Below are 26672 nucleotides of genomic sequence, written 5' to 3'. Positions count from 1 at the left end.
AGGGGATTCCTCAGGATCGGAACAATCGGGTGTATTGGGTTTCGTGCCGGGACGAGGCAATCGCCAGCAGCGGCAGGCCGCCGCCGAGTTGCTCGTCAGGCAAGGCCAGGGCCCGTTCGAGGACCGCGGGCAGTTCTTCGGAAAGATCACGCAGCAGTGTCTGCGCCGCCTGCTGGCCGAACGGCACCAGCTTGACCCCGGCCATCACCGCGCCTTCCAGCCAGATAAAGCCATGCCCCAGCGCCAGGTCGCGCAGCGGGATCTGCCAGTGCACCGCGAGCCAGGCCATGCCGCCGAGTTGGCTGAGTTCCAGGCTGGCGCGCCACGCCGGATCCTGGCCCATTTGCCAGCCATCCAGCAGGCGCATCAGGGCCATGCCGCGCTGGCGTTCTTCGGTGCGAAGCTCGGCAGTTTCGCGGTTGCTCAGCAGAAATCGGCTCCACTGCGCGAACGCGGCGACATCGCCGGCTTCGCACGCGTGGTACAGCCGCGCCAGCAAGGGCCAGTCGAGGTAGCCGAGGGTGTCGTGCAACTGCTGGCGCTGCCAGTCGGCAAAGCCCGCGGCGCCGCGCACCCAGCCGGCCTCCACCGCCCATTCCAGCCCCTGCGAGTAGGTGAAACCACCCACCGGCAGGTTCGGGCTGGCCAGTTGCAGCAGGCGCAGCAATTTCAGGTCGCTGCTCATCAGCCCGCCAGCATCACGGCCGCACCGGCCAACAGGCCGCCGCCGAAGGCTTGTTGCAGGCGGGTGTGGCGGCGCAGCAGGCAACCCACGCCAAAGCCGGCCAGGAGCAACAGGCCGCTGACGGTGACGAAGCCGGCGCTGAACACCCAGAACGCACCCGGGCTGGATTCAACGCCGTGCGCCCAGCCGTGGAACAGCGCGAACACCGGCATCACCAGCGACAGCAGTACCTGGCGACGTGGCAGCAGCAACGCGGCGCCCGCCACCAGCAGCGAGCCGAGGATCATCGCTTCCATGCCGATCACGCCGCCGAACAGGTGGCCTAGCACCGCGCCGCTGAACATGGCGCACAGGGTCAGCAGCGGCAGGGTCAAGCGGCTGCGGGTCAGCGCGGCGAGCACGCCGGTGCCGATCAGCATCAGCAAGTGATCGAGGCCGGTCAGCGGGTGCAGCAGGCCGTCCTGCAGCGGGTTGGCGTCGTGACCGGGGTGGGCCAGGGCCGGTACGGCGACCAGCAGCAAAGCCAGGGCAAGAGACTTCTTCATGGGGTGCTCCTTGTTGGAATCAGTGGGCCTGGGCAGGCAGGCGAATAAAGGGATGGTCCTGAACCTGACCATGACTGTGGGCATGGCTGTGCGGCGCGCTCTGGTAGGCGCCGGCCTCGGGCTCGAACGGCGCTTGCTCCAGCGTCACCTCCAGGCCGAAACCGCGAACCATGTCGTCCAGCACATAGTCGTGCTGGTAGCGCACGAAACCGGCCTCGATCTGCAGCGGCACATGGCGGTTGCCCAGGTGATAGGCGGCGCGGGCCAGCAGCAGCGCGTCGTCGCAGCGCACGGTCGAGACGGCCTCGGCGGCGGCGATGATCCGCACCACCTCCCTGCCCTCGCCGTCCGCCAGCAACTCGCCGCCGCGAATCAACTGACCGCGCTCCAGCAGCAGGCCGGCATCGCGACCGTCATCAAGGGTGATGCGCACCCGGCTCTTGATCCGCGTGTCCAGGTTCAGGGTTGCCGTGGTGGTCGCCGCGGCATCGGCTTCGGTCACCCGGCGGGTCAACAGAATCATGGTTTCTCCTTGGGCTTAAAACAGGAAGTAACGCTGGGCCATGGGCAATATCGTGGCCGGCTCGCACACCAGCAACTCGCCATCGGCGCGTACTTCATAGGTCTGCGAATCCACCTCGATGTTGGGCATCAGGCCGTTGTGCAGCATGTCGCCCTTGCGCACCGTGCGGCAGCCGTGGGCCAGGCCGATCAGGCTGCGCAGGCCCAGTTGTTCGTGGATGCCGCCATCAAGGGCGGCCTTCGACAGGAAGGTCATCCGCGTGGCATGCCGCGCCGCGCCGAGGGCGCCGAACATCGGCCGGTAATGCACCGGCTGCGGCGTCGGGATCGAGCCGTTGATATCGCCCATCGGCGCCGTGGCGATCATCCCGCCCTTGATCACCAGCGCCGGCTTGACGCCGAAGAAGGCCGGCGACCAGAGCACCAGGTCGGCCAGCTTGCCGGCTTCCAGCGAGCCGACTTCATGGGCGATGCCGTGGGTCAGCGCCGGGTTGATGGTGTACTTGGCGATGTAGCGCTTGACCCGGGTGTTGTCGCTGTACGACGAATCCCCGGCCAGCGGCCCGCGACGCAGTTTCATCTGGTGCGCCACCTGCCAGGTGCGCAACACCACCTCGCCGACCCGGCCCATGGCCTGAGAGTCCGAGGAAGTCATGGAGAAGGCGCCGAGGTCATGCAGGATGTCTTCGGCGGCGATGGTCTCGCGGCGGATCCGTGACTCGGCGAAGGCCACGTCCTCGGCGATGCTGGTGTCCAGGTGGTGACAGACCATCAGCATGTCGAGGTGCTCGTCCACCGTATTGACGGTGTACGGCAGGGTCGGGTTGGTGGACGACGGCAGCACGTTGGCGAAACCCGCCGCGCGAATGATGTCCGGCGCGTGACCACCGCCGGCACCCTCGGTGTGGAAGGTGTGGATGGTGCGGTCGCCGATAGCCGCGAGGGTGTCCTCGATGCAGCCGGACTCGTTGAGGGTGTCGGTGTGGATCGCCACCTGCACGTCCATTTCCTCGGCCACGCCCAGGCAGCAGTCGATGGCGGCGGGCGTCGAGCCCCAGTCTTCGTGCAGTTTCAACCCCACCGCGCCGGCGGCGATCTGCTCGCGCAGGGCCTCAGGTCGCGACGCGTTGCCCTTGCCGAGCAGGCCGATATTGATCGGCAGTTCATCCGCCGCCTGGAGCATCCGCGCCAGATACCAGGGACCGGGCGTGCAGGTGGTGGCGTTGGTGCCGGTGGCCGGGCCGGTGCCGCCGCCAATGAAAGTGGTGATGCCGGAGGTCAGCGCTTCTTCCACCTGCTGCGGGCAAATGAAGTGAATGTGTGAGTCGATGCCGCCCGCGGTGACGATCTTGCCCTCGGCGGCGATCACTTCGGTGCCCGGCCCCACCGGCAGGGTCACGCCCGGTTGCACATCGGGGTTGCCGGCCTTGCCGATGCCGACGATGCGGCCGTTCTTCACGCCGATATCGGCCTTGACGATGCCCCAGTGGTCGATGATCAGCGCGTTGGTCAGCACCAGGTCCATGGCCTCGGCGGCGAGCATCTGGCCCTGGCCCATGCCGTCGCGGATCACCTTGCCGCCGCCGAACTTGACCTCTTCGCCGTAAATCGTGAAGTCCTTCTCGACCTCCACCCACAACTCGGTATCGGCCAGGCGCACGCGGTCGCCCACGGTGGGGCCGAACATGTCGGCGTAGGCCCGACGGGAAATCCGGCTCATGCCCGCGCCTCCAGCTTGCCCATGACCTTGCCCTGGAAGCCGTAGACTTCGCGCTTGCCGGCGTAAGGCACCAGCGTGACGCTGCGCGACTGCCCCGGTTCGAAGCGCACGGCGGTGCCGGCGGGAATGTCCAGGCGATAGCCGCGGGTGACCTCGCGCTCGAACACCAGGGTGTCGTTGACTTCAAAGAAGTGATAGTGCGAGCCGACCTGCACCGGGCGATCGCCGTGGTTGGCCACGCTGACGCTGATCGTCTCGCGTCCGGCGTTGAGCTCGATGTCGCCAGCGGCGACCTGTATTTCTCCGGGAATCATCCTGCTCTCCTGTTGCGCCGCTCAGACGATCGGGTCATGGACGGTGACCAGCTTGGTCCCGTCGGGAAAGGTGGCTTCCACCTGGACGTCGTGGATCATCTCGGGCACGCCCTCCATCACCTGCTCGCGGGTCAGCACCTCGCGGCCCAGGTTCATCAGTTCGGCGACGGTGCGCCCGTCGCGGGCGCCCTCCATCACCGTCGCGCTGATCAGCGCCACCGCTTCCGGGTAATTGAGTTTCAGGCCACGGTCACGGCGGCGCTCGGCGAGCAGCGCGGCGGTGAACAGCAGCAGTTTGTCTTTCTCTCTCGGGGTCAGCTCCATGGTCGCTCTCTCAGGTGGCCCAGATACGCGGCGGGCACGGCGCCAGGCCGGTGACGGCCGGGCGCAGCGCGTGCCAGAGCCGCGCCAGTGTGGATTGAAGACGTTGGTTGTCGTGGTCCAGCAGGCGGACCACCAACAGTTTTCCCAGCAGGGTCGCCCCGGCCGGGACGGTGAGTTCATCGAGCAGCACGCGGGCCTGCTCCAGCAACTCGGCGGTGGCGGGCGCGGCGCAAAAGGTGGCTTGTAGCGGATAACCGGCAAGCTTGTGCAATTGCCCGCCGTCGATGCGCAGGCGTTCGTGCAGGCCGGGATCGTCCGGCAGGTCGATCAACAGGCGGCTGTCCAGCGTGCCGTGGTTGAACACTTCGCCCATCACCGGCCGGCCCAGGCACAACGTTTCCCAGGCCAGCAGCCGCGCGCCGGGCGCCAGGGTAAAGCGGTTTTCCAGGCTGAGCCGGGCGCCGTCGAAACAGATATTGCCTTGAGGCAGCCACTCCAAGGTGCTGCCTTCGGCCAAGTGGAAATGCTGCTTGAGCACCGAAACGGGGCCGGCGCTGCGATAAAACTTGGTGGCACCGGGCATGGTCAACAGCGCGTGGCTGCCGGGTTCCAGGTGCACGTCGAGGGTCAGACGGTCGCCGCCCACCACGCCGCCGGGCGGGTGCAGCACATAAACGTGGCAAGGTGCGCCCTCGGGGTAGAAGGGTCTTTGCACCAAAAGAGGTCCGGAATGACGCCGCGCACCAATACAGGTCTTACCGCCTCGTGCAACGAAGCGCAGCATCAGCTCGGCGCTCCAGCCCGCAGTGGAATTCACGGGCGGAAGCTGTTCGGGTAGGGACATTCCAGCGGTTCCGACAAACACCGCGTTTATTGGGGCTGGCATGCAGTCCCAGGCAGACGCGGCGGTTAAAGAACGTCTGCACGGGCGCGGGTTGCGGGCCGTCGCGCAGACCTGATCGATCGATCAGTAATCGATGGAAGGTGTAAGTGCACATTGCGGGCCAGAATGGCGCATGTAGGGGAATTCGTGCGTTGGTGGTGCACTGGTCCTGGACTTGAGGCGCTAGTCAGGGGAACGGGGAATCGCGGACAGGTGCTAGTCGACAGGCTTTCAGCGCTCTCAAGATCGAGCGCCGCCCGCGCGGCGCTCGATCTGGAGAACGCTAAAGATCTGTCGGCACACCTACCGCAAAAACATCGCCTGCTCCACCAACCCTTTCACATACCCCGTCTGCGGCCGGTCCAGCACGTCCCCACTGGCGCCGGCCTCGATGATCCGGCCTTCCTTGACCACCACGATGCGGTCGGCAATCGCCCGCACCACGCCGAGGTCGTGGGTGACGAACACCAGGGTCATGCCTTCCGCCTGCAATTCGCGCAGCAGCGCAAGGATCGCGGCCTGCACTGAAACGTCGAGGGCCGAGGTGACTTCGTCGCAGATCAGCACTTCAGGCTCGCAGACCAGCGCCCGCGCAATCGCGACGCGCTGGCGCTCGCCGCCAGACAGGTGATGCGGGTATTTGTTCGCGGTTTCCAGCGGCAACGCCACCCGCGTCAGCGCAGCATCGATGCGGGCCCGGCAGGCGGCGCCCTTGAGGCCGAAGAAATGTTCCAGCGGCGCTTGCAGGCATTGGGCGACGGTCTGGCGCGGGTTCAAGGCGCGGTACGGGTTCTGGAAGATGTACTGGATCCGGTGCCGCGTCGCCGAGGGACGCTGGCGCGCCAGCAGGCTCAGCGGCTGGCCGTCGAAACTCAAGTGGCCGGTGGCGTTGTCGCCAAGGCCGGCCAGGGTCCGCGCCAGGCTGGTCTTGCCCGAACCGGACTCGCCCACCACCGCCAGGCATTCGCCGCGGTACACGTGCAGGTCCAGGTCGAACAGCACCTGGCGGTCATAGGTCAGGTTCAGTTCGCGCAGTTCCAGCAACGGCGTGCGTCCTTCGACAAACAGCCGCGGCGCCGCGCTTTCCGCCTCGGGCAATGTGGTCAGTTGCGGGTGCAGGCACGCTACCTGCTGGGTGCCGTCCAGCGCTTGCAACGCCGGTTCGGCCCGCTCGCAGGCGGCACTGCGCCGCTCGCAGCGCGCCGCGAAGGCGCAACCACCCGGACGCTGCCCCGGCGCCGGCGCATGCCCGGCGATGGCGCGCAGCACACGCTGGCGTCCGACTTCGGGAATCGCCGCGAGCAAGCCGAGGGTGTACGGATGGCCGGGCCGCTCGAACAGCCGTTCGCGGCTGGCGACTTCGACGATGCGCCCGGCGTACATGACCATCACCCGGTCCACCAGGTCCTTGATGACGCCGAGGTCGTGGGACACGTACACCGCCGCCACGCCCTGCTCTTTGCACAACCGCCGCACGGTTTGCAGGATGTGCGCGCGGGTGCCGACGTCCAGTGCGGTGGTCGGCTCGTCGAGCACGATCAGTTTTGGCCGGAGAATGAACGCCAGCGCCAGCATCACCCGCTGCTGCTGGCCGCCAGACAGTTGGTGGGCGAAACGCCGGAGAAATTCGCGGTCGCCCGGCAGGCCGACATCCACCAGCGTCTGCTGCAGGCGTTGTTCCCAGGCCTCGCGGCCCAGCGTCGGTTCATGGGCGCGCAGGGTTTCCAGCAGCAGGTTGCCGATGCGGATCGCCGGGTTCAGGGCCAGCGCCGGGTCCTGGGCGACATAACCGATCAGCCCGCCACGGGCCCGGCGCAAGCCTTCTCCGTCGAGGGCGAGGAAGTCGGTGCCGGCGACCCGCACCCGCCCGCCGCTGATCCGCGCGCCACGGCGGGCATGGGCGAGCAAGGCGGTGGCGAGGGTGGTCTTGCCGGAACCCGACTCGCCCACCAGACCGAGGATTTCCCCAGGTTCAAGGCTAAAGTCGATGTGGTCGATCACATCGCTGCCGTTGTCGAGGTCGACCCGCAGGCCCTCGACCTGCAAGGCCGCCACACGGGCCTCATCGGCGCTGGCGCCGGTCTGCACCGGTTCGGACAGGACGAATGCATTCATGAGCGCGCTCCCGCGCTGTACCGGGCAATGCCTTCGGCCAGCAAGTTGGTGCCATAGGCGAACACCGCGATCAGCAGCGCCGGGGCCAGTACGGCCCAGGGCTGGACCAGCAGGCCCGCCTGGTTTTCATTGATCATCAGGCCCCAGTCCGCCGCCGGCGGGGCGACGCCGTAGCCGAGGAAGCTCAGGCCCGAGAGCATGCCGATGCCCCAGGTGAGCATGTTGCCGAAGTGCACCAGCAGCGGCGTCAGGACATTCGGCAGAATCTCGCGCAAGAGGATGCGGGTGCGGGAAAAACCCATCATCTGCGCCGCCTCGACGAACTCCTGGCTGGCCACCGACACCGCGCTGCCGCGGGCCAGACGGATCACGCCGGGAATAAAGGCAATGGCGACGGTGAGGACAATCAGCCACGGCGCGCGGCCGAGCATGGAGACGATCAGCAGCACCAGGATCAGGTCGGGAAAGGCCAGCCAGACATCCGCCAGCCAGGTGATGATCTGGTCCAGACGCTGCCGCGACAGGCCGGCGAGCATGCCCAGCACGCTGCCCACCACCAGCGCCAGGCTGGCGGCGGCCAGCGACATCCAGAGAATCGACAGGCCGCCGGCGAGCAGCCGCGACAGCACGTCGTGGCCAAGGAAATCGTGGCCCAGCGGCGCTGCGGCGGTGGGCGCGCCGTACACGCCGCCGAGCATATCGGTCGGCGCATGGGGCGCCAGCCACGGGCCGAACAGCGCCAGCAGCACCACCGCCAGGGTCACCAGGGCGCCGCGGCGAATGCTCGGCTCACGCCAGAATCGTGCAGTGAACATGCTCTACTCCTTTCAAGGGGCTTTCGCCGCCGGGCGCCGCCACCAGCTCTGGATGCCACGGCGGTTGCGGGCGATCAGTCCGGGACGGCGCGCGGTACGCAGTTTCGGGGTCAGCAAGACGGTCAGCAGGTCGGCCAGCAGGTTGATCAGCACCACGCCGAGGGTGATGACCAACACCACGCCCTGGATCAGCGGCAGATCGCGCATCTGGATCGCGCTGTTGAGCAAGGTGCCGATGCCGGGGTAGCTGAACACCACTTCCGCCAGCAGCGCGCCGCCGATCAGTACGCGCAGGGTCAGCGCCACGCCCTGGATCGCCGGCACCAGTGCGTTGGGCAAGGTGTGGCGCCAGACGATGCGCCGTTCCGGCACACCGCGCAGGCGGGCGGCGCCGACGAAGTCGGAGTCCAGCGTCTCGATCATCGAGGCGCGCACCAGCCGCGCCAGGTACGGCAGTGCCGTCAGGCTGAGGGCAATCACCGGCAGCGCGAGGTAATGCAGTTGCCGCCACAACGGCCGGTCCGGGTCGATCAGCGACACCGCCGGCAGCAGGTCGAAGTGCGGCATCGAGAACAGCAGCACCAGACCGATGGCCAGCAGGTAACCGGGCGTGGCCTTGAGCACGATCAATGCCGCCAGGCCCCAGCGGTCCAGGCGGCTGTCGCGGCGCAGGGCCAGGCCGACGCCGATCACCAGCGCCAGCGGCAGCACCAGCAGCAACACCCCCAGCAGCAGCGCCAGGGTATTGCCGAAGCGGTCGAAGAGAATGGTCGCCACCGGCTGCGCCGAGTCCAGCGACACACCGAGGTCGCCGCGCAGCAACTGGGCCAGCCAGCTCAGGTATTGCAGCAGGATCGGCCGGTCGAGGCCCAGTTGCTGGCGCAGGGTGAGGATGCTTTCCAGCGGCGCGTCGGGGCCGAGGATGACCCGCGCCGGGTCCGACGGCAGCGCCTGGGTGGCGAGGAACACCACCAGGCTGATGACCCAGGCGGTGAGCAGGCCATAACCGAGGCGGCCAACGAACCACGGCAGCCAGGCAGGCAAACGGGAAATTTTCAGGCGATCAGGCATGGTTCAACCACAGGCTGTCAAAGCGCCAGGAGGCAAAGGTGGTCTGTTCGCCGTGCAGGCCGCCGACCTTGTTCGAAGCGGCATCGAGCACGTCACTGAAGCCCCAGATCAGCAGGCCGCCGCGCTGGTGCTGGATGGTCTGCGCTTCGTGCACCAGCTCGCGGCGCTTGGCCAGGTCCGGCTGGCCGAGGGCCTGGGTGAACAGTTGCGAGAAACGCTCGTCGCGGAAGTTGCTGCGGTTGTAGATCGCCAGCGGCGCGTCGTTGTGCAGGCCGGTGGCGAGGAAGCCGCGCGCCGGGGTCGAGCCCGGCGACATCAGCCACTGCTCTTTCTGCGGACCGTTGAACACCGAGCCGTCCACCGGCGTGACCTTGATTTCCACCCCGGCCTTCTTCGCTTGTTGGGCGAACACCAGCGCGGCATTGACCTCGTTGGCGGTGGTGGTCAGTTCCAGGCGCAGGTCGCTGACGCCGGCCTGGCGCAGCAGCGAACGGGCCTGCTCCAGGTCATAGGGGCGCTGGGCGATGGCGTGGTTGTAGGTCGGGTCGTTAGGCGAATAGAGGTCGTTGGCGACCCGGCCGAAACCGTTGAGGCCACGGTCTACCAGCTCCTGGCGGTCGGCCAGCAAGCGGAAGGCCTGGCGCACGCGCTCGTCCTGGAACGGTGCCTTGGCGGTGTTGAGGTTGAAGCCGGTGAACGAGGTGGTCGGCGAGACCACCAATTGCAGGCGCGGGTCGGCCTTGAGCAAGGCGCTGTGCTCGGCCTGCACGCCACTGGCGACGTCGATCTGCCCGGCACGCAGGGCCGCGACCCGCGACACCTGGTCCTTGAATTCGATGATTTCCAGCTCGTCAGCGTACGGCTGGTTGGGCTTGAAGTAGTTTTCGAAACGGGTGAACAGCGCGCGCTGGCCCGGCACGAAGCGCTTCAGGCGATACGGCCCGGCGCCCACCGGGTTGTTCGGGTCGTAGTCGGTCGGCACGATGCCGCCGAAGGCGATCAGGGTTTCATCCAGCGGGAAGAAGCTGCGGCCTTCCTTGAAGCGGATTTCGATGGTGCGCTCGTCCAGCTTGCGCAGGGCCTGGCGGTCGATGGCGCCGACCAGCCCGGCGTACGGCGAGGCCAGTTTCGGGTCGGTCAGGCGCAGGATCGAGAACAGCATGTCATCGGCGGTGATGGTCTTGCCGTGATGGAACTCCAGGCCCGGACGGATGCGGATGGTCCAGGCCGTGGCGTCGGCGTTGGGCTCGGCGAACTCGGCCAGGCCCAGGCGGGTGCTGACGTCGTCGTTCCATTCCCAGAATTTGCTGTACAGCGCCCAGCCGCGAATGATCCCGCCGCCGGACGGCTTGTGCGCGTCGAGGTTGCCGGCCTGGTCGCCGTCGATGATGCCGACGCGCAGCCGTCCGCCACGCACCGGGGTGCTGGCGATGGCCTTGGCGCCGGCCACGGCGGCGGGTTCACCGCCTCCGCAGCCGGTCAGCAGGCTGGAGCCGAGGAGCAGGCCGCCACCGATGGTCAGGCTGTTGCCGAGGAAGATCCGGCGGGAAAATTCGTTGGGCATGGGTCATTCCTCAGGCCGGTTGGGCAGCCGTTTCAGCGATGGTGCGGGCGTTGAGGCGCGGGACCTCGAAGCCGTGGTCCAGGTCAAGCAAGGGGAACAGCAGGTCGGCGACCCGGTGCGCCTCATCGATCAGCGGGAAGCCGGAAAGAATGAAAGCGCTGGTGCCTTGGGCTTCGTATTCGCGAATCCGCTCGGCGACCTGCTCGGCGCTGCCCACCAGGTAGGTGCCGGCAGCCGGTCCCAGCAGGTTGAAGCCGAACAGGCTCGGCCCGGTCCAGACGTTGGGGTAGATCTCCAGGTCGCGGGCCTTGGGCAGGCGGCCTTCGCGGATCGCTTGCAGGTTGGCTTCGATGCGCGGGTCGTCGCTGTGGAAACTGTCCAGGGTCTGGCCCGCCGGCAGTTGCCGTTCGAGGGCGGCGCGGGTGGTCGCCAGCGAGGTGTTGTCCAACAGTTTCTGGGCGTGGGCCCAGGCTTCTTCCTCGGTCTCGCGGACGATGATCTGGAAGCGCGTGCCGTAGGTCAGCTCGCGACCGAGCTTGGCCGCTTCGGCACCGACGCGGCGGAACTTGTCGCCCAGCTTCGGCGGGGTGTCGGCGAAGCTCAGGTAGACGTCGAGCAGTTGCACCGAATGGGCCACGCCCGGGCCGGAGGTGCCGGCGCCCCACAGCGGCACCGACAGGCGCTTCGGCGGATGCCAGCCACCCAGCGGATGCCGCGCCGCCGCGGCCGGACGCGGCGCCAGCTTGACGTACTGACCGTCGAAACCCTCGGTGCCGCCGGCGTAGATGTTCTGGAAGGCGCGCCAGTATTCCAGGCTGAACTGGTAGCGCTCGTCGTGCGGGTAATGCACGCCGAGGGTCGCCAGGCCGGCGTCGCTGCCGTTGACCACGTTGAACAGCAGGCGACCGCCGGAGAACGCGTCGAAGGTCAGCGCCCACTTGGCCAGCACCGCCGGCGAGACTTCGCCGGGATGCTGCGCCACCAGGAAGCGCAGGCGCTCGGTGGCGTCGATCAGCGAGGCGGCCACGGCCAGGCTTTCGTTGGGGCTGGAGCCCAGCAGCGAGCCGTAGTAACCCAGGCGGTCAGCGGCCACCGCCAGTTGCTTGAGGTGGGAAAAATCAGTCACCCAGCGGCCCTTTTCTTCCCACGGATACGGGCCATCGGGGCTGGTGAGGTACCAGAGAATCTTTACTGCCATGATCGGATGTCCTTATGCGCGCGGGCTGTCGTTCGGTGGAACCAGGCCGAGTTCACGGGCCTGGCCGAGCAGCTTGCTCATGGTCCATTGCTGGGTCAGCACGCCCGGGCCATAGGCGCGGGAACCGCCGAGGGCTTCGGCGAGCAGTTGCAGTTGCGCGCCCTCCTCCAGCAGCAGGATGAATTCGGCGGTGGCCTGCAGGCCCTCGGTGCCCCACACGGTGGAGCCGCCGTTGGCTTCGAGGATGGCGGTGGTGAACGGGTTTTCAGCCAGGCTGTCGAGGATGAAATCCACTTCGTCCTGACGGCGGTCGATGTACACCGGCAGCTCGCGGGCCAACTGGTAGCGCTGCACCGGCACATAGCTGATCGGCAGCGAACGCTGGGTTTGCGCCCAGGCGCCGAGGTACGGGCTGTGCACGTGGGACACGGTGGTGATTTTCGGTTGTTCGATGAACAGGCGGGTGTAGCGGTTGAGGCCGCCCTTGCCCTGGCCGAACACCAGGTTGCCGGCGAAGTCGGTGACGCTGGCTTTCAGCGGCTGGTCCTTTTTCCACGGGCCCGGGTAGTTCACCGACACCAGCAGGTCGCGGCCCGGCACGCGCTCGATAAAGCCGACGGTGCCGTTGGCGGTGATGGTGTTGGTTTCGCGGTAGACGCGGAAGGCCTCACCGGCCAGGTGCGTGACCTGGTCAACGAAGGCTTTCAGTTCGGCATCGATCAGGTGTTCAGTGGTCAATACGGTCATGGTCTTGCTCCTTCAGACGCGCTTCGTGCGCTCGGCCAACAGTTCATGGGCAGCTTGCAGTGGACGCGGGTCGACCCAGTCGGCCAGGGCAAAGTCGGCTTCGAGGAAGCCGTGCAGGTTGAGAAAGGTTTTTTGCACATCGAGGAAGGCCAGGCGCTGCTCGGACAGGTCCGGTTCCAGGGTGGTGTGGAAGTCGCCGCGGTAGGCTTCGTCGACGCCCTCGGCGCCGGCGCGGGTTTCGTCCTGGAGAATGCGCAGCAGGCCTTCGCGGTTGTCCTTGGCCCATTCGGCGGCGCGCAGGGTCTGGGCGAGGAAACGCACCACCAGGTCGAAGTGGTCGTCCAGCAGGCTCTGGTGCACGGTGATCGGCCGTGGCGTGCCGTTGTTGATGCGGAAGCGCGGCTCCAGTTGGTCGAGGTCGATGCCCACTTCCAGGCCCAGGCGGCGGGCGGCGTCGGCGGCGGAAGCGCCCTTGACGTAGACCGCGTCCACTTCGCCGCGCACCAGATAATCCAGGCCCGACCACAGGCGTTGCAGGCCCTGCTCCGGGGTCGGCGCCGCGGCCTGATCGGCCAGTGCCACTTCCACCAGGCTGACGTCGTCGAAGCTGAGGCCGGCCGAGCTCAATGCGCCTTTGTAGCCGTGCAGGCTCATGGCCCGGGCGATGCTGCCGGGACGGTTCTCACCCCAGGCCGGCAGGGCCAGGCGCTTGCCCTTGAGGTCGGCGGCGCTGCGGATGCCGGAGCCGGGACGGACCAGGATGGTCTGCCATTCCTCGATCCAGGTCAGGCCGATCAGGCGGCTCGGCGAACCGGCGGCGCGGGCGGCCAGGGCCGGGACGTTGCCGCCCTCGCGAAACAGGCCGGGCAATTGATGATCGTAGTGGTGATGGCCCAACTGGCGGGCTTCCTGCAGGGTCAGCACCGGCAGGCCTTCGGCGGCGAATTCCTCGCCGAGCCAGCCCAGGGTGTAGGCGATGCCCGAGGCGGTCGGCACCGGGCAGCGGGTGAACCAGAGTTGCTCCAGGGGCGTTGCGGCGGGCAACGGCTGAGTGGAGGCAAGAGCGGCGGCAAGTGACATGAACAGACTCCATCAAGCGGATCGAATGGGCCGGGTGGCCTTTGCCAGTGTCATTGCAGCGCCCGTGCCAACTCATCAAACCGTTGATTTCATTGGCGTTTGCTCATGACCCCAAGGACCGACTGCTGATCTGGCAACACCCGCGCAACGGACCTGCTGCTGCCTGAGCAACAACCACCCGCCGACTGCTGCTGGAGCAGCAGCCGCTCCCGCCGGTTTCACTGCAAGCCACGCCGCACAAGGGCTGCGGGCTGATGGCACAGAACCTGCTCGAGTCCACGCACCTGTTCATTCAAGGAAGCGTTAATCGTGACTACCCTGCCCCGCCGCCTGGAAAGCGAAGCCCAGGCCATTACCGTCGCCCATGAGATCGCCGAGCACATCGCCGCGATCGCCGCCGACCCGCAACACAACCGCACCCTGCCGCGCCGCCAGGCCGAACTGCTGTCCGAAAGCGGCCTGACCGCCATCGGCGTGCCGCGTACCGACGGCGGCCTCGGCGCCTCGGTGGAAACCATCGTCGAAACCGTACGGATCATTTCCCGCGCCGACGGTGGCGTCGGCCAGTTGCTGCAAATCCACAACGTCATGCTGCGTGGCGTGCTCAGCGGCTACCCGGACGAAGTACGCCAGCGCCTGATCAGCGACGTGCTCGCCGGCAAGCGCCTGGGCAATGCTCTGGCCGAAGTTGGCGGCAAGAACAAGTTCGCCCTGAAGACCCGCGTCGAACGCCGCGAGGACGGTGTGCTGGTGCTCAACGGCAGCAAGTTCTACTCCACCGGTTCGTACCTGGCCGAGTGGATTTCGCTGACCGCCGCCAGTGACGACGGTGGTGCCGGCGTGCTGCTGCACCGCGACACCCCCGGCCTGACCCTGGTCGACGACTGGGACGCCTTTGGCCAGCACAACTCGGTGAGCGGCACCGTGCGCTTCGACAACATCGAGCTGGACGAGCGCTACGTGCTGCGCCGCCAGGGCCCGATGAAACGCACCGGCCTGACCTTCCCGCAGATCCTCCACGCCGCCATCGACACCGGCATCGCCGCCGGCGCGCTGCAGGCCGGCATCGACTACCTCAACCAGCACGCCCGGCCGTGGGTCGAGAGCGAGGTCGAACGGGCCAGCGACGAGCCGCACATCATTCGCCAGATCGGCGAATACGCGGTCGCCCTGCGCGCCGCCGAATCGCTGCTGCGCGACGCCGCGCGGGTGTTCGACGCCCATGAACGCGACCCGGAAAACAAGGAGCTGCAGGACGAACTCATCCTCAGCGTGGCCACCGCCCGCGCCCACTCCGACGGTGCCTCGCTGAAGATTTCCAGCGATATCTTCTCGCTGCTCGGCGCCAGCGCGTCCCTGAGCAAATGGAACCTCGACCGCTTCTGGCGCAACGCCCGGGTCCACACCACCCACGACCCGATCCGCTGGCGCCTGCACCACGTCGGCAACTACTACCTCAACGGCGTCGATCCCGGCGAGTACACCGCGATCCTCACCGCCAAGCAGAAGGCCGGTGCCAGCCGCTGAACCCATTGCGCGGGCAACCGGTGACGGCACCCGCGCGCTTCTTCATCCTGTTTCGAGCCGTTCATGAGCCATCGACATCCGCTGCTGCGCAGCCTGGCGATCTACCGCGAGATGCCCTGGCGTTTCGCCCTGGTCGCCGGGCTGTTCGTCTTTATCAACCTGGGCCTGGTCTGGCAGCAATGGCTGATCGGCCACGCCCTCAACGACGTCACCAATGGCGTCGCGGTACAGCGCCAGGCCGATGGCAGCCTCGACAGCCATGTCGCCTGGACCTGGTTCTGGCTGATCCTCGCCGTCGCCTTCGGCCGCGCCGTGCTGCAATACGCTGCCGGGCTCGGCTCGCTGATCCTCGGCCAGGCGCTGCTCACGCGCCTGCGCGAGCGCATCCTCGAACAGGTCCTGCGTTTGCACCTGGGCTATCACTGGCAGCACGGCATGGGCGAGATCGTCACCCGCACCACCCGCGACGCCGACAAGGTCCGCGACGCCCTGGTGAGTTTCTGGCGACAACTGGTGGAAACCCCGTTGGTGGTGCTGGCCACGGTCGGCCTGCTGGCCTGGTATCACCCGCTGCTGGCGGTCGGCCCATTGCTGCTGACCCTGCTCGGGCTGTACCTGTTCGTGCTGCAGACCGAGCGCCTGGTGGAGCTGGACCGGGCGGTTGGCGCCGCCTATGACCGGGTCAACCAGGACCTCGCCGAAGGCATCGGCGCGGTGCGGGTGATCAAATCGTTCGGCCTGCAACAGCAGCGCATCGACGGTTTTACCGAACAGGTTCGACAGTTTTCCGGGCTGGCCCGCCAGGCACTGGCCTGGGCCAGTTCGCGGATTCCACTGCCGCAGGCGCTGGTGGCGCTGGGGCATGTGTGGATCCTGGTGGTCGGCGCGCAACTGGTGGCCGCCAACAAGATCGGCATCGGCGAACTGGTGACCTCGCTGCTGATCGCCACGACCCTGGTGTTCCGCATCGAAGGCATCGGCCGGGTGATGCAGACCTTCGCCGACGCTCGCGCCTCGGCCGGGCGCATCTGGCAATTGCTGGACGCCCCGACGCAGATCGAAAGCGGCCCGCGGCGCTTGCCCGAAGGGCCGCTGGGGCTGCAACTGGAAGAGGTCAACGTCAGCGCGCCGGGCAGCGAGCGGGACATTCTGCGTCAGTGCTCATTGCTCCTGGCGCCGGGTGAAGTGGTGGCGCTGGTCGGCGCCACCGGCACCGGCAAAAGCCTGCTGGCCAGCCTGCTGCCGCGGCTGACCGACGCCGGCAGCGGCCGGGTGCTGATCGGCAACCAGGCCGGTGGCTGGCAGGACGTGCGCGCGCTGGACCTGGCCGACCTGCGCCGTCGCGTGCACGTGTTGCCGCAGGAAAGCTTCCTGTTCGCCGACACCCTGGCCGCCAACCTGCGCCTGAGCGCGCCCGAGGCCAGCGACGCGGAACTGCTCGACGCCCTGCACCGCGCCGCCGCCGACGACATTCTCGAACGCCTGCCGCTGGGCCTCGACAGCCCGCTCGGCGACCGCGGCGTCACCCTCTCCGGCGGCCAGCGCCAGCGCCTGTGCCTGGCCCGCGCGCTGCTCGCCGCGCCAGACCTGCTGTGTCTCGACGACGCCACCAGCGCCCTCGATGCCATCAGCGAACGCCATGTGCTGGACCATCTGCGCCGCCCTGGCGGCCCGACCTTGCTGCTGATCGCCAGCAAAGCCAGCACCGTGCAGCGCGCCGACCGGGTGTTGCTGCTCGACCAGGGCCGCATCGTCGACAGCGGCCCGCACGCCGAACTGCAGCGCCGCAACCCGGCCTACCGCGACCTGCTGGGGATCGACCATGAGTAAGACCACGACCAACACGGCCATGAGCGACATCGAGATCGAAGAGCGCCTGGCCAAGAAGTCCCTCGACCGCGGCATGCTGCAACGCCTGCTGCCGCTGCTCAAACCGGTGCGGCGCCAGGTCGCCTGGGTGATCGGCCTGGAGCTGATCCTGGTATTCACCGTGTTCCTCCGCCCGTGGTTCGTCCGCGAACTGCTCGACCGCGGCCTGGTCCACGACGGCAACGCCTGGCTGCTCGACCTGCCGCTGGTGCTCTGGCTCGGCGCCGGGCTGGCCGCCAGTTGGCTGGGGCGCATCCTGCTCGGCGGGCTGTCGCAGTACATCGCCGGCAGCGCCGCCATCGAAGTGCTCAACCAGTTGCGGGTGCGGGTGTTCGCCCATGTCCAGTCGCTCAGCGTCGGCTACTTCGACCGCACCCGCGCCGGGCGCATCCTGTCGCGGGCCGACCGTGACGTGGACGCCCTTGAACCGCTGCTGATCCAGGGTCCGCCGGAACTGCTCGGCGCCCTGCTGCGCTGCACCCTGGCGGGACTGATGCTGTGGCTGATCACGCCGTTGTTCTTCTTCAGCCTGATCGCCAGCGTGCCGCTGTTGTTTATCGCCACCTGGGCGTTCAAGCGCGTGGCCCAGCGCAACTGGGCGAAAGTCGCCGAGCAGCGCAGCCGCTTTACCGCGCACCTGGTGGAAAGCGTCAGCGGCGTGCGCCTGTTGCAGCAGAGCGGCCGCGAAGGCGAAAACCAGCAGCGCTATCGCGGCCTGCTGGACGACTTCAACAACGCCCTGATCACCGGCAGCATCCGCTCCGGCTGGTTCGCCCCGTTCACCGCGCTGCTCTCCGCCACCGGCATGGCGGTGTTGGTGCTGGTGGGCGGTTATTCGCTGGCCGAGGGCACGGTGACCGTGGGCCAGGTCGGCGAAAGCCTGTTCTACGTGATGCTGTTCCTCGGTCCGCTGCAGGAACTCACCGATCTGTTCGAGCGCTATGCCACCGGTTCCGCCTCGGCGCAGCGGATCTTCCTGCTGCTGGACACCGCGCCGCAGATTCTCGACCCGCAGAACCCGCTGCCGTTGCCGCGGGTGCAGGGCGAGGTGCATTTCGAGCGGGTCCGCTTCGCCTATCAGCCCGGGGCCGCGCAACCGGTGATCGACAACCTCGACCTGCGCATCCGCGCCGGCGAAGTGCTGGCCATCGTCGGCCCGTCCGGGCATGGCAAAAGCACCCTGGTGCAGTTGCTGACGCGGTTCTACGAGGTCGACGAAGGCGCGGTGAAACTCGACGGCGTGGACATTCGCCAGTTGAGCCAGCAGCAACTGCGCCGGCATGTCGGCGTGGTGCTGCAGGACAACGTGCTGTTCGCCGGCAGCATCCTCGACAACCTGCGCCTGGCCGCTCCCGGCGCCGACGACGCGAGCCTGATCGCCGCGGCGCGGGAACTGGGCGCCGACGAAGTGCTGGAGCGCCTGCCCCATCAATACGCGACCCAGGTCGGCAGCCTCGGCAGCCACCTCAGCCATGGTCAGCGGCAACTGGTGTGCCTGGTCCGGGCCTACCTGGCCAACCCGGCGGTGCTGGTGCTGGACGAAGCCACCTCGGCGGTCGACGTGCATACCGAACGGCGCATCCAGCGCGCCCTGCGCCGGCTTTGCGAAGGCCGCACGGCGATCATCATCGCCCACCGCCTGGCGACCATTCGCGACGCCGATCGCATCGTGGTGATCCGCCAGGGCCAGGTGCAGGAGCAAGGCGCGCACCGCCAGTTGCTGGAGGCGAATGGCGCGTATGCGGCGCTGTACCGCAGTTATGAACAGCGCGGCGAGCTGGTGGAGGGCTGATGTTGCATCGGCTACAGCGGCTGCTTGTCGGGTGCTGCTCAGGCAGCAGCCCGTCAGGTATGGGGTCGCCTGTTCGGGCCTCATCGCTGGCAAGCCAGCGCCCACAAAGCCTTGTAAATGCCGGCCCCGTGGGCGCTGGCCTGCCAGCGATAAGGGCCCGCCAGCCACCGTGGCACGCCGGTTGCACCATCCATCCAACATCCACTGAGGACCTGCCATGAGCACCGAATTCTTCTGGCGTCTGCCACTGGGCACCGACGGCCCGCAACTGACCACCGACAAGCACAACCGCGGCAGTTTCGTCGGCCGTCACGGGCATATCGCACCGGGGCTGCTGGCCGACGGCACGCCGGACGGTTTCACCTACATCGACTACATCGCCCAGGTGGCGAAGGCCGCCGAGCTGGCCGGCTTCGAAGGCGCGCTGCTGCCCACCGGGCCGGAGCCGTGGATCGTCGCCGCGGCGCTGGCCCGGGAAACCCGGCGCCTGCGCTTTCTGATCGCCTTCCAGGCCACCTGGACCCTGCCCGCTTACGCCGCGCAGCAGGCGGCGATTCTCCAGCACCTGAGCCACGGCCGCCTGGACTGGAACATCATCACCGGCGGCAACCCGGCCAGCCAGCGCGCCCAGGGCGATTACCTCGACCACGACCAGCGCTACAAGCGCACCGGCGAATTCCTCGACATCATCCAGGGCCTGTGGAGCAACGAGCGCTTCAGTTACGACGGCGAGGTCTACCAACTGGAAAACGGCGCGCTGCCGCCGGGCCTCGGCAACGAGCGCAAGCCGGGGGTGTATTTCTCCGGGTTCTCCGACCCGGCGCTGGACGTCGCCGCGCGTCACGCCGATGTCTATTTGAACTGGGCCGAGCCGGTGGACCAGCTCAAACCGCACATCGAGCGGGTGCGCGAGCTGGCGGACAAACAGGGCCGCAGCGTGCGCTTCGGCCTGCGCGTGGACCTCTTCGCCCGGGAAACCGAAGAAGCCGCCTGGGCCGACCTGCGCCGCCAGTTCGAGCGGATCGAAGGCAAGCCCAGCGTGGTCTCCAGCGCCTTCACCCGCGCCAGCGACTCGGTCGGCGCGGCGCGCCAGACCGCCTACCACCAGAACATCCAGCGCTTCGACGACCTGATCCTCGGGCCGAACCTCTGGGCCGGTTTCGCCAAGGCCAAGCCCGGCCCGACCGTCGGCCTGGTGGGCAGCCACCAGAACATCGCCGAGCGCCTGGCCGAGTACCGCGACGCCGGTTTCTCGACCTTCATCCTGGCCGGCAACCCCCACCTGGAAGAAGCCCTACGCATCGGCCAGGAAGTGCTGCCACTGCTGCGCGAGCGCAAACCCGACGCGCTCAAGGCCAGCGCCTGAGCGCACGCCCACAGGACGGGCCGAATACACCACTGGCCGGATAACCGGCCACTTTTCAAGGACCAGATCCGCACATGAGCAAACCCCTCGATACCCTCTGGTACACCCATAGCCCGGTGCCCACCGGCCTCGGCATCGCCGTGCAGACCGGCCGCCTGGCCGAAGCCTTCGCCCCGCTGGGCACCTCGATCCAGTCGCTGCGCGAATCCAGCGAACGGGAGGTGCGTGAAGCGCACTACGACCATCACCTGCCCAACTCGGTCCGCCACGGCGGCAACATCCCGGCCATCTGGGCCTACTCGGCCGGGGTCGATACGCGGGTGCTCGGCCTGAGCTGGGCGGATGAAGTGCAGTTGATCCTGACCACCGCCGAAAGCGGGGTGAAAACCGTCCGCGACCTGAAGAACCGCCGCTTCGGCCTGCCGAAATGGGCCAACGTGCAAATCGACTTCACCCGCGCCCAGGCCCTGCGCGGGCTGGAAAACGCCCTGCGCCTGGAAGGCCTGAACGTGGCCGATGTCGAGTTGGTGGACTACCCCTACGGCGGCACCCACAGCGACGAACAGGTCACCCATGTGCATGGCGCCGCCGTCTACCTGGGCGGCACCCGCATCAGCCGGCGCAACAACGAACTGATCGGCCTGCTGCGCGGCGATATCGACGCGATCTTCCTCAAGGGCGCCTCGGCCCTGCAACTGGCCTACGAACTGGGCCTGCACGTGGTGATCGACACCGGCTCGCACCCCGACCCGCTGATCCGCGCCAACAACGGCACGCCACGCACGCTGACCGTGGACATCAACCTGCTGAACGAGCATTTCGGCGCGTGTAAACGCATCGTCGATGTGCTGCTGCGCACCGAGCAATGGGCCTGGGCCAACCCGGATGAAACCCGGCGCTACCTGGCCCGCGAACTGAACACCAGCGAGTACTGGGTGGCGGCGGCCTACGGCGAGGACGCCCACCGGCGCCTGCGCACCACCCTCGACAGCCGCTCGATCACGGCCTTGCAGGACTTCACCGATTTCCTCTACCGCTGGCAGTTCATTCCGCGGCATTTCGATGTGCGCGACTGGATCGATTTCAGCGTGCTGGAGGCGGTGATCGGCTCGACGTCGCGGGTGGCGACCTGAGCGGCACCTGAGCGGGGTTGCGCTTGGTCATCGACAGGCGGTGGCATTAGGCTATGATTTCCTCGCACGGCGAGGTCCCCGCCTGCGTTGCCCACTTCCGCTTGCCGTGCATAGCGCTGAATCAAGGAGAGAACCGGTGCCTGATTACTGGAAGATCATGAGCGATGGCTTCAAGGACGGAAAACTCCTGGCGATCACGCTTGGCAACTTCAACCGCGACATGGGCAACACCATCCGTTTTAGTGAAACCCAGGTTCAGCGCTACGCCTATCGCATTGCCGACGGTGTGGTCCAGAGCGTCACAACCGGGAAGCCAGTCTCCACCCATAACTACAGCTCCCATGACAAGGCTGGGATCGCGGCCTTTGTCGTCGGGCTCGACGGCACGGTCTACCTGTTCAACCACCTCAACAAGACCGATCAGATTGCCCACTCTTCGTTTGTCGGCAAGTTCGCCAAGGCCGCCGGCGAACTGATCGTGGTAGAAGGCAAGATCACGCTGGTGCATGCCCACAGCGGTCATTTCCGGCCCAATGCCCTGAACATGTATCACGCGGTCAAGTACTTCAGGGACATGGGTGCGCTGTCGCCATCGGCGAGGGTCGGCTTCGTCAGCAACCCCTTCGCGGATACCGGCGTGGCCCCCCCGCCTTATGCCGAGAGCCTGCCGTTTCAGTACGTTCTGGACGAGGATTCAAAACGGACTTACGCGAACTCCAAACACGTGATCGAAGAGTCTTCACACAAGATCACGCAACTCGACCTGGAGACCACGCTGATTCGTTTTCAAGCGCACAAAGAACAGACAATCAAGAGGCTTACCGAGGAGGTCCAGGCCTTGGCGGAAAAGCTCAAGTCCGAAAACGGCACGCGCAGCACAACCGAATTCGAGCTTGAACTCAAAACCTACGCTCTTGAGGACGCAAATGAACTCGCATTCGACGCCTATTTGAAAGAACTGAAAGAAACCATCAGAGAGTTGAAAACAACCATCTTGCAACAACAAGACCTGATCGAGATGCTCGACATAAAAACCGGCACACTGCGCGTGGTTTTCGATGCGCTGGTGTTCCTCGGATTCGTCGGCGAGAACTTCGTGACGTTGAGAGGCAAAATCAAACCGGCGTTTTTTGACGTCTCACTGTAAATCCGGCTCGGTCGGGGGGCGCCTCTGCAACCTTCACCCAGGGTCTAGACTCAGTCTTCACGACTCGGGAGCCCCCGCCATGACCGCCAAGAACACTATCTGCCTCTGGTACGACCACGACGCCCTGGAGGCCGCCACCTTCTACGCCGCCACCTTCCCGGACAGCGCCGTCACCGCCGTGCACGAAGCCCCCGGCGATTACCCTTCGGGCAAGCAAGGCGATGTGATCACCGTGGAATTCACCGTCATGGGCCTCCCCTGCCTGGGCCTCAACGGCGGGCCCGCCTTCACCCACAACGAAGCCTTTTCCTTCCAGGTCGCCACCGACGACCAGGCCGAAACCGACCGCCTGTGGAACGCCATCATCGGCCACGGCGGCGAGGCCAGCGCCTGCGGCTGGTGCCGGGACAAATGGGGCATTTCCTGGCAGATCACCCCGCGCATCCTCACCACCGCCATCGCCAGCCCGGATCGGGCCGCGGCCAAACGGGCCTTCGAAGCCATGATGCAGATGGGCAAGATCGACATCGCTACCATCGAGGCCGCGCTCAAGGGCTGATTGCGAGGATCAGGCAAGAACGCGGTCGAAATGGGTTACCGGCGCGCGCCGCTTCGCGCGGAACATGAACCTGTCTTCAGCCCCTCCAAGGAGTTCTTTCATGCAAGTCATCGCCTACGGCGCCCACGCCAGCGACAAACCACTGGAACCGCTGACCATCACCCGTCGCGAGCCCGGTGCCCACGACGTGCAGATCGATATCGCCTTCTGCGGCATCTGCCACTCCGACCTGCACCAGGTCCGCTCCGAATGGGCAGGCACCCAGTACCCGTGCGTGCCCGGCCATGAAATCGTCGGGCGCGTCACCCATGTCGGCGCCCACGTCAGCGGCTTCAAGGCCGGCGACCTGGTGGGCATCGGCTGCATTGTCGACAGTTGCAAGCACTGCGCCGACTGCGACGACGGCCTGGAAAACTACTGCGACGGCATGATCGGCACCTACAACTTCCCGACCCCGGACGCGCCCGGCTGGACCCTCGGCGGCTACTCGCAACAGATCGTCGTCCACGAACGCTACGTCCTGCGCATTACCCACCCGGAAGAACAGCTTGCGGCCGTCGCTCCACTGCTTTGCGCCGGCATCACTACCTACTCGCCGCTGCGCAACTGGGGTGCCGGGCCCGGCAAGAAGGTCGGCGTGGTCGGCATCGGCGGCCTCGGCCACATGGGCATCAAGCTGGCCCACGCCATGGGCGCCCACGTGGTCGCCTTCACCACTTCCGAGTCCAAACGCGAAGCGGCCTTCGAACTGGGCGCGGATGAAGTGGTGGTCTCGCGCAATGCCGCGGAAATGGCTGCCCACGGCAAGTCCTTCGACCTGATCCTCAACACCGTCGCCGCGCCCCACGACCTGGATGCCTTCCTCGTCCTGCTCAAGCGCGACGGCACCCTGGCCCTGGTCGGCGCCCCGGCCACCAGCCACCCGTCGCCGAACGTGTTCAACCTGATCATGAAACGCCGCGCCATCGCCGGCTCGATGATCGGCGGAATCCCGGAGACCCAGGAAATGCTCGACTTCTGCGCCGAACACAAGATCGTCGCCGACATCGAACTGGTCCGCGCGGACCAGATCAACGACAGCTACGAACGGATGCTCAAGGGTGAGGTGAAGTACCGGTTCGTGATTGATAACGCGACGTTGGCGCCGTAATCGCGGGGACGTTCAGCAACAGCGCCTGTTACCAGGTCGGCGTAAAGAAATGCGCCGAAGTCAGTTGGGGGTTCAGCGCGAAAATCTGGGCGACGGTCAGGTTTGCGACTTGCAATGCCTGAGCACCGCCGCCGCCCAGACCGTTGTGACCGAAGGACACCGTGTCGTAGCCGACTCCCGTCGCAATCGCCACATGCGCCATGTACTTGGCGCCTGGGCCGCTGAAAAACACAAAATCGCCGGCCAGCGGCAGGTTCTGCCACCAGATGTACTGCCACAAGCCGTAGTTGTTGTAGGAGCGCAACCCACCTACGAATGCGGTGGCCGGCACGGGTCGACCCTGCATAAGCGCGAACAGCCCTTGTGCCACGGCATCGCAGGCCAGGTCCGTTACCCCGGTCTGGCGTGCCGCGTAAAACGGCAACTCATAGCAACTGAGGCTGTAGGCCGGACGCGCGACCGGTGGCGCGGAAAGACAATCGTTGAGCAACCTCGTCTTGCTCGCTTCCCACAGGAACTGCTGCCCCACACTGTTTCCAAGATACGTCGCAACCGCTGCAGCCGGCATAAGCCCCCTCCCCTCAACCATGATCGTGATGACACAGGGAAAGGCAGGTAGCCCGGCGACAGTCCCTTATGCCGTTGAGCAACAGCAGTACTTCAGGCGAACAGGGAAGCTATCGTCCCCGCGCTTTCAGCGCCAATGAAATCAAAAAGCCAGCATGCCCCTGTTTCGTGATCAGATCAACCGCCGCCTCCGCCGAAACCCGCGCCGTATCCACCGTGAACACCGCCTCTTGCCACGGTTCGTATTCATGCTCCAGCACCGCCGCCCAATCTGGCAGCACCAGCCCCGGCACATCGACTTCGCGGTGCTCCACGCGGCGACGGTGTTCTTCTTGGTCTGTACACACCACCTGGACATTCAGCAGAGCCACACCAGCCTGTGCGGCGATTGCGCTCCAGGCTTCGCGGCTTTCGCGGACCGGGTTCACGCAGTCCACCACCACCGAATGGCCAAGGCGCAGATTGCCCAGCGCCAGGTCATTGGCCACGGCGTATCCACTGACGCCAACGTCCGTTATTCCCGAGCGACGGATCGCCTGTTCGATCGAGTCGACCCGCAGATAGACCGCGCCCAATCTGGACGTGAGGTGCTTGGCAATCGTAGTCTTGCCCGTTCCCGGGAGTCCGCTGAACACAACGAGCATGGTTTGTACTCGACAGGTGGAAGAAAGGCTTCGGTAGGGGCTGTGCGGCATCTGCACGGGCGCATGCACAGTGCCGCCATCCCTCAATGGCGAAACACATGCTGCTGGTGATACCGCAAATAATCCAGCATCTCCTTCGGCAGAAACCGCAGCGGGCGCGGCAGCCCAAGCGCCTGCCGGTGCGCTGCATCAAGGCGCGCGGAGATCTGCATCTGGCCGTACTCATCGAAGGTAATCAGCCCACGATCAAACAGCGCATCAAGGTTCGCCGACAGCAGCAAACCGTTATGCCCGTCGATTCGCTGCCGCGGCGTGGACTCCGACCAGGGTTTCACATGGGACGCCCTCAAGACCTCCCGGCAGGCGACGCCGGTCACGGCACAGGCATTGCCCCAGATGCGCATCAGGTTCTCGCGAAATTTGTTCTGCCCACGGCGCGCCCGCAGGCTCACGGTACCCGGCGAAAACGCCGCATTGCCTTGCGCAACCTCTTCCGCCAGCGCCGCCTCGGTCAAGGAACGCTGGATGGCGTGGTTGAGCCGTTCCCACTGTTCCTGGCGCTGCGCGACGGGAATGGCATCGAGCAGGCGCTCCAGCATGGGGGTATCCAGCTCGGTGTAGCTGCTGAACATACCCAGCAATCGACGCTTGCCGGTGATTGCCCAGGGATCGAGGGTCACCGGTTCATCGAACCACCAGAACAACTCCTCAGGGCATATCCAGCTTGGCATGCGGTTGAGGTCGTTTCGCCAACGCTTGAGGAACAGCCGCGGATCATTGCGGTAATTACGCCGGACCCGAGGCACGCTCCAGGCCTCTTTCCAAAGCTCATGCAACGACAGCTCCTTGACGATCGCATCACGTTGCACCCGCTGCGGCTCATGCAGCAGCGACGTTGCGTTCCCGGCCACGCCGACCAGTTGCTGGATGCCGTTGTGCGACGCAGTCATGAAAATGAAAATACGGCCCGCATGCCGCTCCAGCGGTGCGGCGCCCAGAGCACCGGTATGAAACACCCGATAACGCAGCCCGTCGCGGGTCACGATCATCCGCGCAGCGTTGTTCCATTCTTCCTGTCCATAACCATGTTCCTTGGGATAACCACCGGTGCCGGGCGCACCGGAAGGCGCGGTGTACTGGCGGGTATTCCAGAAAATGGGCTTTTGAACGAATAGCGCCATTGGGTTGCTCATCCTTGCGAAAACCATGTGCCGAAATAAAGTAATGCCGCAGTCTGTTTCGGGCAGGCGACAACCGTCCCGCCAGGTGAAATCAGCGATATGCAGACCAGGGCATCGACTCGAATGGCTGCCTGTTGACGAGGTCAGCCGACAA

25 protein-coding genes are annotated in these 26672 nt (G+C 66.4%); 8 read left to right on the top strand and 17 right to left on the bottom strand.

The window, feature by feature from the left end; translation table 11 throughout:
* Nucleotides 1-10 precede the first annotated feature (10 nt).
* The 14 genes from NTD88_RS01440 to NTD88_RS01375 form a co-directional block, all read right to left on the bottom strand.
* On the bottom strand, nucleotides 11-685 hold the full coding sequence (locus tag NTD88_RS01440) for an urease accessory protein UreF (RefSeq protein WP_262155215.1): 675 nt from the start codon (nucleotides 683-685) through the stop codon (nucleotides 11-13).
* Entirely contained in the window at nucleotides 685-1230 is a 546-nt protein-coding gene (locus tag NTD88_RS01435) for a HupE/UreJ family protein (RefSeq protein WP_095153613.1), read from the bottom strand. Before NTD88_RS01435 ends, NTD88_RS01440 begins: the two co-directional genes overlap by 1 nt.
* Before the next feature lie 19 nt (nucleotides 1231-1249).
* A complete protein-coding gene (gene ureE, locus NTD88_RS01430; protein WP_095153614.1) occupies nucleotides 1250-1753 on the bottom strand; it encodes an urease accessory protein UreE in 504 nt (167 codons plus the stop codon).
* 15 nt (nucleotides 1754-1768) lie between these two features.
* A complete protein-coding gene (gene ureC, locus NTD88_RS01425; protein ID WP_095153615.1) occupies nucleotides 1769-3472 on the bottom strand; it encodes an urease subunit alpha in 1704 nt (567 codons plus the stop codon).
* The gene (locus tag NTD88_RS01420; protein ID WP_262128760.1) at nucleotides 3469-3786 is read right to left on the bottom strand and encodes an urease subunit beta; all 318 of its coding nucleotides are present in this window, start codon (nucleotides 3784-3786) and stop codon (nucleotides 3469-3471) included. The genes ureC and NTD88_RS01420 overlap by 4 nt, the downstream gene beginning before the upstream one ends.
* A gap of 21 nt (nucleotides 3787-3807) precedes the next feature.
* Nucleotides 3808-4110 (bottom strand): urease subunit gamma, encoded by a 303-nt coding sequence (locus tag NTD88_RS01415; protein WP_095153617.1) that lies wholly within the window; start codon nucleotides 4108-4110, stop codon nucleotides 3808-3810.
* A 10-nt stretch (nucleotides 4111-4120) separates the two neighbouring features.
* Nucleotides 4121-4954, bottom strand: coding sequence for an urease accessory protein UreD (locus NTD88_RS01410; RefSeq protein WP_262155214.1), 834 nt, complete (start codon nucleotides 4952-4954; stop codon nucleotides 4121-4123).
* Between the two features lie 342 nt (nucleotides 4955-5296).
* The gene (locus NTD88_RS01405; RefSeq protein ID WP_262155213.1) at nucleotides 5297-7108 is read right to left on the bottom strand and encodes an ABC transporter ATP-binding protein; all 1812 of its coding nucleotides are present in this window, start codon (nucleotides 7106-7108) and stop codon (nucleotides 5297-5299) included.
* Entirely contained in the window at nucleotides 7105-7923 is an 819-nt protein-coding gene (locus NTD88_RS01400) for an ABC transporter permease (protein ID WP_095153620.1), read from the bottom strand. The genes NTD88_RS01405 and NTD88_RS01400 overlap by 4 nt, the downstream gene beginning before the upstream one ends.
* 12 nt (nucleotides 7924-7935) lie before the next feature.
* A complete protein-coding gene (locus tag NTD88_RS01395) occupies nucleotides 7936-8994 on the bottom strand; it encodes an ABC transporter permease (protein ID WP_262128764.1) in 1059 nt (352 codons plus the stop codon).
* Nucleotides 8987-10558: an ABC transporter substrate-binding protein gene (locus NTD88_RS01390; RefSeq protein WP_095153622.1), complete on the bottom strand. Its 1572-nt coding sequence runs from the start codon at nucleotides 10556-10558 to the stop codon at nucleotides 8987-8989. Before NTD88_RS01390 ends, NTD88_RS01395 begins: the two co-directional genes overlap by 8 nt.
* A 10-nt stretch (nucleotides 10559-10568) precedes the next feature.
* Entirely contained in the window at nucleotides 10569-11756 is a 1188-nt protein-coding gene (locus NTD88_RS01385) for an LLM class flavin-dependent oxidoreductase (RefSeq protein WP_262155212.1), read from the bottom strand.
* Between the two features lie 12 nt (nucleotides 11757-11768).
* Entirely contained in the window at nucleotides 11769-12503 is a 735-nt protein-coding gene (locus NTD88_RS01380; RefSeq protein ID WP_262155211.1) for a class II aldolase/adducin family protein, read from the bottom strand.
* A gap of 12 nt (nucleotides 12504-12515) precedes the next feature.
* Nucleotides 12516-13583 (bottom strand): ABC transporter substrate-binding protein, encoded by a 1068-nt coding sequence (locus tag NTD88_RS01375; protein WP_262128767.1) that lies wholly within the window; start codon nucleotides 13581-13583, stop codon nucleotides 12516-12518.
* 309 nt (nucleotides 13584-13892) lie between these two features.
* Between NTD88_RS01375 and NTD88_RS01370 the strand changes: the two genes are divergently transcribed.
* The 8 genes from NTD88_RS01370 (at nucleotide 13893) to NTD88_RS01335 (ending at nucleotide 24126) form a co-directional block, all read left to right on the top strand.
* The gene (locus NTD88_RS01370) at nucleotides 13893-15110 is read left to right on the top strand and encodes an acyl-CoA dehydrogenase family protein (RefSeq protein WP_262155210.1); all 1218 of its coding nucleotides are present in this window, start codon (nucleotides 13893-13895) and stop codon (nucleotides 15108-15110) included.
* Between the two features lie 63 nt (nucleotides 15111-15173).
* The gene (locus tag NTD88_RS01365; RefSeq protein ID WP_095153627.1) at nucleotides 15174-16940 is read left to right on the top strand and encodes an ABC transporter ATP-binding protein; all 1767 of its coding nucleotides are present in this window, start codon (nucleotides 15174-15176) and stop codon (nucleotides 16938-16940) included.
* Nucleotides 16933-18771: an ABC transporter ATP-binding protein gene (locus NTD88_RS01360; protein ID WP_262154808.1), complete on the top strand. Its 1839-nt coding sequence runs from the start codon at nucleotides 16933-16935 to the stop codon at nucleotides 18769-18771. Before NTD88_RS01365 ends, NTD88_RS01360 begins: the two co-directional genes overlap by 8 nt.
* 217 nt (nucleotides 18772-18988) lie before the next feature.
* Nucleotides 18989-20137 carry an LLM class flavin-dependent oxidoreductase gene (locus NTD88_RS01355; protein ID WP_095153629.1) on the top strand — a complete coding sequence of 383 codons (1149 nt, stop codon included), beginning with the start codon at nucleotides 18989-18991 and terminating at the stop codon, nucleotides 20135-20137.
* Nucleotides 20138-20211: 74 nt separating this feature from the next.
* Nucleotides 20212-21270: an ABC transporter substrate-binding protein gene (locus NTD88_RS01350; protein WP_095153630.1), complete on the top strand. Its 1059-nt coding sequence runs from the start codon at nucleotides 20212-20214 to the stop codon at nucleotides 21268-21270.
* 136 nt (nucleotides 21271-21406) lie between these two features.
* Complete coding sequence (locus NTD88_RS01345) at nucleotides 21407-22417, top strand: hypothetical protein (RefSeq protein ID WP_262154809.1); 1011 nt, start codon at nucleotides 21407-21409, stop codon at nucleotides 22415-22417.
* A 79-nt stretch (nucleotides 22418-22496) separates the two neighbouring features.
* On the top strand, nucleotides 22497-22976 hold the full coding sequence (locus tag NTD88_RS01340; RefSeq protein WP_262154810.1) for a VOC family protein: 480 nt from the start codon (nucleotides 22497-22499) through the stop codon (nucleotides 22974-22976).
* Between the two features lie 100 nt (nucleotides 22977-23076).
* Nucleotides 23077-24126 carry an NAD(P)-dependent alcohol dehydrogenase gene (locus NTD88_RS01335; protein ID WP_262128771.1) on the top strand — a complete coding sequence of 350 codons (1050 nt, stop codon included), beginning with the start codon at nucleotides 23077-23079 and terminating at the stop codon, nucleotides 24124-24126.
* A gap of 28 nt (nucleotides 24127-24154) precedes the next feature.
* Here the strand turns inward: NTD88_RS01335 and NTD88_RS01330 are convergent, their stop codons facing one another.
* From NTD88_RS01330 to NTD88_RS01320, 3 genes are all read right to left on the bottom strand, one after another.
* Nucleotides 24155-24694, bottom strand: coding sequence for a hypothetical protein (locus NTD88_RS01330; protein ID WP_143501855.1), 540 nt, complete (start codon nucleotides 24692-24694; stop codon nucleotides 24155-24157).
* A gap of 109 nt (nucleotides 24695-24803) precedes the next feature.
* The gene (locus tag NTD88_RS01325) at nucleotides 24804-25337 is read right to left on the bottom strand and encodes an AAA family ATPase (protein WP_262154811.1); all 534 of its coding nucleotides are present in this window, start codon (nucleotides 25335-25337) and stop codon (nucleotides 24804-24806) included.
* 83 nt (nucleotides 25338-25420) lie between these two features.
* Nucleotides 25421-26518, bottom strand: a complete 1098-nt coding sequence (locus NTD88_RS01320; RefSeq protein ID WP_262128773.1) for an HNH endonuclease — start codon at nucleotides 26516-26518, stop codon at nucleotides 25421-25423.
* Nucleotides 26519-26672: the final 154 nt, after the last annotated feature.

Origin of the sequence: Pseudomonas sp. 20P_3.2_Bac5, assembly GCF_025466035.1 — a bacterium.
Lineage (GTDB): Bacteria > Pseudomonadota > Gammaproteobacteria > Pseudomonadales > Pseudomonadaceae > Aquipseudomonas.
This window is presented reverse-complemented; position numbering and strand designations above follow the sequence as displayed.